We start from the raw sequence: 5,364 nt of genomic DNA on the forward strand, positions 1-5,364 counted from the left end.
CTCCTGAAGAGGGAGTTCGGGACGAGAATAATAGCGGTTACCTCCAGGGGATCGGAGCTCGCCAGGAGGTTCGGTTTCACCGAGAGTTTCGAGGGTGAGGTGGAGGGCTACGACTCCTATCACGTGCCTGAGAACCTGGACCTGAGCCTCGTGGATGAGGTCTACCAGGTTAGCAGGAATGAGGCACTGGAGTGGGCCTCCAGGCTGGCCGAGAAGGGGGTGCTAGGGGGAATGTCAACGGGAGCCCACTACCTAGCTTCCCTCTACGCGAAGAGGAGGTACGGCGGGGTTGTGGTCACCGTGGCGGCTGATCACATCCTCTTCCACCCCCAGCTGCTCCGAGCGATTTAGTTCGGACGGAACAGCACCTTATGATAGTACATTTTAAGGGTCTTCTCCTCGAATGAGGTATGAGGCGTCCTTTGATAGCGATGTTTCTGCTGGTCGCAGCCCTCCTGGTGGCTGGTTACTTGGCTTATCCCCTCATATTCGAGAGGGGCACAGGGGCTTACGGGGTGATGCAGACCGAGACCAAGATCGCGGTGCCCCAGCCGGCCCTGATGAAGGCCCAGAGCGAGGCGGCTGGTACCCCCGCGCTGGTCGCATTCAGGAACGTGACCATGAGCTTTTACTTAAGGATTCAGGTTGAAGATGTGAAATCGGCCTATCAGAAGCTCTCCCTGATGGCCTCGAGTTACGGGGGATACGTTCAGAGCTCATCCCTTCAAGAGGGAGGTGGCCAGGTCACCCTCAGGATCCCGGCCGATAGGGTGGAGGAGGCCCTCAGGGATATCAGGTCCATCGGGAACGTCGAGAGTGAGGAGAAGAACGTTGAGGATGTCACTGAGCAGGTAATCGATGTGGAAACCAGGCTGAAGAACCTCAGGGCTACTGAGAGCAGGTTGATCGATCTCCTAGACAAGGCAGAGAAGGTGAGCGATATAATAGAGATAGAGAGCAAGCTCTCTGAGGTCAGACAGCAGATAGAGTGGCTCGAGGCGATCAGGAGGAACCTTCAACTCATGGTGAAGTATGCAACGGTGAGCGTTGAGCTCAGGAAGTCTGGATACGTTCCCCCAGAGGAGGACCCGATGAGGAGGATATGGGAGGATTCAAGGAGGGCCCTCATAGGCTCCCTCTACCTGCTGGTCGTCGGCGCTTCCTTCCTGGCGCTCCCCCTAACGCTGGCCGCGGCGGCCTACCTGATCTACAGGGCGCTGAGATCCAAGAGGGGTCAGCCCCCGCGCAGCTCGCCGTAGAGATCGAGGATCCTCCTCCCCACCACCCTCACATCATACCTCTCCTCCACCAGCCTCCTGTTCCTCCTGAGCATCTCCCTCAGGTCCTCCGACCCTAGCATCCTCAAAGCCCCGGATAGGGAGCCCCGGACGCCAGGCTCATAGAAGATCGCGCTCTCCCCGAAGAGCCTCCTATGAACTTCTGTGCTTGAGAGGATCACAGGTCTCCCGATGGCCATCGCCTCCAGAACTATCGTAGGAAATCCCTCGCTCTTCGATGGGAGGATCACGGCATCGGAGCCCATCGCATAGGGAATCCACTCCTCCCTGCTCAGCCTCCCCAGGAACCTGACCCTCATGCCCCTCGCGAGCCTCTCGAGCCTCCCCCTCAGGGGACCATCCCCGACCACCCAGAGGGAGGCGCGATCGCTCACCTCCCTCAGGTCGATCAGAAGGCTCTCCAGGTTCTTCGCATCGACCAGCCCACCGACGAACATCAGCTGGGGATCCCCCTCACCCTCAACGGGCTCCGATCTCCTAACGATTCTGTCCATCTCCTCGACGTCCACGAAGTTGGGTATGAGCCTCACCCTCTCAGGATCGATCCCCCGCCTCACCATCAGCCCCGCATCGGCCTCGTTCAACGCTATGAAGGCGGCAGCCCCCCTCACGATCCTGAAGGAGATCCTCTCATGAAGAGCAGCCAGGAGATGGGCTAATCCCCTGTAGAAGGCCCTTCCATGCAACGTTATCACGACCCTGCTCTTCTCAGTGAACGGGTAGACCATCAGCGTGGTGAAAGTGTAGACGGAGTGCATGTGAACGATGTCGAAGCCCCTAAGCATCCTCGATGATATGAGGGGAAGGCCGAGGGGGAGGGGATTCCTGAGGGGCTCCAGGTGAGATCTAAGCCTCACCACAGTGTATCCCTCCTCCTCCCAAACGCCCGTGCGCCCGCGGGACGTCGTCAGCACCGTCACCTCATGACCCTCCGAGGCCAGGAACCTTGAGAGCCTCTGGACGTGATACTCGATGCCACCGGGGTGGGGAGGGAAGCGGTGGCACACCTGAAGTATCCTCATCCCTCTCGGCCCCGCCGCTCTCGGCCTACAAGAAGAGGTATCCTGCGCTCCTCGAGCACCTCCCCACAAGATTTATGGCCCTGCCGCAGTGGGGGCACCTGTTATCCTCGGTCAGGTTGCACCTCTCTACGGAGAAGCCGTACCTCCCTATGAGCAGGGTTCCGCAGCTCGGGCAGTAGGTGTTCTCCGATGGATCGCCAGGGACGTTGCCTGCGTAAACATACTCGATTCCCTCCTCCTTCGCTATCCTCAGGGCCCTCCTTATCGTGTCGATGGGTGTCGGCGGCACCTTCCTCATCCTGTAATGCGGGAAGAACCTAGAGAAGTGAACGGGAGTGTCCTCACCGACCTCGCTGACGACCCATCTGGAGAAGGCCCTTATCTCATCATCCCCATCGTTGTAACCGGGTATTATGAGGTAGGTGAGCTCAACGTGCCTGCCAGCCCTCTTCAGGGCAATAACCGTGTCTAGGACGGGCTTCAGGAACGGGACCTTGGCTACTCTCCTGTAGAAGTCGTCCGTGAAGGCCTTAACATCGACGTTAGCTGCATCTATGAGGGGGATCAGCCTCTCCCTAGCCTCCTCGCTCCAGTATCCGTTCGTCACGCTCACAGTGGCTATCCCCTCCCTCTTGGCCAATTCAGCGGTCTCGCAGACCCACTCAATGCTCACTATGGTCGGCTCGTTGTAGGTGAAAGCTATGCTGGAGGTCTCGTACCTCATGGCCTCACTCACGGCCTCCTCGGGCGGCAGGTAGGTGAGGTGGGTGAACCTCTCGGGATCCGACTGGCTTATCACCCAGTTCTGGCAGTGCTCGCAGAAGAGGTTGCATCCGACCGTCCCTATGCTGTAGGTCCTGCTCCCCGGCATGAAGTGAAAGAGGGGCTTCTTCTCTATGGGATCTATCGCGACGCTGCTCATCATACCGTAGTTGACCTCGCATAACACTCCCCCAACGTTCAGCTTGGATCTGCAGAGTCCGTACATCCCCGGGGGGATGATGCACTTCCTGGGGCAGGCGAGGCACCTGACCCTACCGTCTCCGAGGCTCTCCTGGAGCTTCGCCCTCACCCTGTGGGCCTTCCCGTCTGGGCAGCCTTCGACCATCACCTCAATTCCCAAAAGACCCTGATAAACTTTTCATTGATCGCTCGTGAACTTATGCGGGCTCTCAGGATCTGATGGTGCTTAAGATAAGGCTCTTCAATGAAGAGAACGCCTCCTCATGCTCGCTCCCATTTATGAGGACTTCGAAGAACCAGGACCTTCCATACCAGATGGAGAGGGTCTGATTGGCATCATTGAACACCAAGTAGCCTCCCTCATCCGTGAAGAGGTACTTTATCCCCTCGGAGGGGAGCCTTCCCCTGACCTCCGATATAGCCCTTGCCCCGAACTGGAGCGAGCTCTGGGAGCTGGGGAACTTCGAGATCACGAGCAGCGCGAAAGTATCGTTACCGTAACCCAAGGAGTACAAGTAGGCCTCCGTGCCCAGAGGGAAGTCGAAACCGGAGCCAAGGCTGAACACAGGCTGATACCCAAGCAGGAGGAAACCCTTGCTCTGGAAAGCTGAGCTCAGCTTGGATGAGAGCTCGCCGAATGGAAGCTCCTCAGGAGGGAGGGGCCACTCCTCGCTGATCTTGGGTGAGGGGATCAGGTAGATGATGGCCCCGAGCAGCATCAGGCTCAGCATGAGCAGAGCCGGTAGAGCGAGCCTCAGGCCGCGCAGGATATCACCCCCTCCTGCGGCATCGGCGAGGTTATAAAGGCGCTCCGGCCCTTGCTTGAGGATCCATGCGGATGGGGAGATGGCCCGGATAACTCGCATTACGGCATCGCATGTTGGTCAACGCATGGGCTCGAGCGAATCTGCCGCTTTGATGAGAGGAATCACCACGATTCCGGGGATTCGCAGCTGCCCCCATGACGCTGAGCGGATGATTTATATATGCGTGATACCATGCCGCCCGGTGGAGGATGGCCTCTCTACTGGATAGGGAGATAAGGGCTATATTCTCCGAGGTGGTCAAGTCCAGTGAGCTCTCGCTCCAGCTCACGAGGATGTGCGTGAATACGCTTCTCGGCAAGATGAGCCCATCCGAGCTTCTTGAGGAGGTGGAGAAGGGAGCCCAGATACTCTCCTTCTCCCACGAGCAGGTGAGGATGAAGGTAAGCGAGGTGCTGGCCAGGTTCCAACCAATGGGCGTGGACCTCAGGAGGCTCATATCCCTCCTGGAGATATCCTACGGCCTGCTCAGGCTGGGGAGGTATGCTAGGAACATAGCCCAGACGATAAGCATTTTCAGCGATGTGAGTGGCTGCGATCTCTCCCGAGTCATCGACACCGCGGAGCTAACTGATAGAATGGTGAGGGACGCCCTCAGGGCTGTTGAGAGCGGGAACCAGGAGCTGGCCAAGAAGGTCATGGAGATGGACGATGCCGTCGATGGGGCCTACACAGAATACCTGAAGGGCGTTCTAACTAGGGGGGAGAGCAAGGCCACCTGCGCGGTGGCTAACACGCTGATCCTGAGGTACTTGGAGAGGATGGCTGATCACGCCGTCCAGATAGCGGAGGAGGTTCTGAGGATGGCCTGACACGCATCCCTTATATCTCTCCTTCGACGAGACCCAGCGGGATCGTCTTGAGGGTAAGTGGTGTGGATCTGGATGAGATAGCCGAGGCCTTCGGCACCCCCGCTTACGTGATCGATTTTGACAGAGTCAGGGAGAATTTCCTGAGGCTTGATAGCGCGCTGAACTGCCCTCATGTCATAGCTTACGCCTATAAGGCGAATCCTGAGCCTGAACTCGTCAGGATGCTATCCAGCTTGGGTTCCGGCGCCACCGTCCCCTCAGCCTTCGGCCTGATGCTGGCTAGGTGGGCCAACGTCCCTCCGGAGAGGACCGTGCTAGTGGGGCCCAGCCCCTCCCCGCAGGACCTGAGGGAGGCCGTCGGCTCAGGGGCCATAATCTCCCTTGAGAGCGAATCGGAGGCCAATGCCCTGAGGAGGATCGGGAGAGCCAGCGTGATGGTGAGGGT

General features: G+C 58.6%; 7 protein-coding genes. 4 read left to right on the forward strand and 3 right to left on the reverse strand.

Features of this window, described 5'->3' with window-relative positions:
* A partial coding sequence (locus tag BA066_06535; GenBank protein ID RDD53031.1) for a hypothetical protein occupies nucleotides 1–351 on the forward strand: 351 nt, incomplete at its 5' end.
* 59 nt (nucleotides 352–410) lie between these two features.
* Nucleotides 411–1,259, forward strand: a complete 849-nt coding sequence (locus tag BA066_06540) for a DUF4349 domain-containing protein (protein ID RDD53032.1) — start codon at nucleotides 411–413, stop codon at nucleotides 1,257–1,259.
* Here BA066_06540 and BA066_06545 read toward each other — a convergent pair.
* The 3 genes from BA066_06545 to BA066_06555 form a co-directional block, all read right to left on the reverse strand.
* Entirely contained in the window at nucleotides 1,235–2,320 is a 1,086-nt protein-coding gene (locus tag BA066_06545) for a glycosyltransferase family 1 protein (protein ID RDD53033.1), read from the reverse strand. The two genes, BA066_06540 and BA066_06545, sit on opposite strands and share 25 nt — an antisense overlap.
* Before the next feature lie 25 nt (nucleotides 2,321–2,345).
* Nucleotides 2,346–3,428: an AmmeMemoRadiSam system radical SAM enzyme gene (gene amrS, locus BA066_06550; GenBank protein RDD53034.1), complete on the reverse strand. Its 1,083-nt coding sequence runs from the start codon at nucleotides 3,426–3,428 to the stop codon at nucleotides 2,346–2,348.
* Nucleotides 3,429–3,492: 64 nt separating this feature from the next.
* On the reverse strand, nucleotides 3,493–4,014 hold the full coding sequence (locus tag BA066_06555; GenBank protein ID RDD53035.1) for a hypothetical protein: 522 nt from the start codon (nucleotides 4,012–4,014) through the stop codon (nucleotides 3,493–3,495).
* Nucleotides 4,015–4,298: 284 nt separating this feature from the next.
* Between BA066_06555 and BA066_06560 the strand changes: the two genes are divergently transcribed.
* Together BA066_06560 and BA066_06565 are read left to right on the forward strand one after the other, a co-directional pair.
* Nucleotides 4,299–4,919, forward strand: a complete 621-nt coding sequence (locus BA066_06560; protein RDD53036.1) for a hypothetical protein — start codon at nucleotides 4,299–4,301, stop codon at nucleotides 4,917–4,919.
* Nucleotides 4,920–4,966: 47 nt separating this feature from the next.
* The coding region (locus BA066_06565; GenBank protein RDD53037.1) for a diaminopimelate decarboxylase at nucleotides 4,967–5,364 on the forward strand (398 nt) is incomplete at its 3' end.

The organism is Candidatus Korarchaeota archaeon NZ13-K, from assembly GCA_003344655.1.
In the GTDB taxonomy this organism is placed as follows: Archaea; Korarchaeota; Korarchaeia; order Korarchaeales; family Korarchaeaceae; genus Korarchaeum.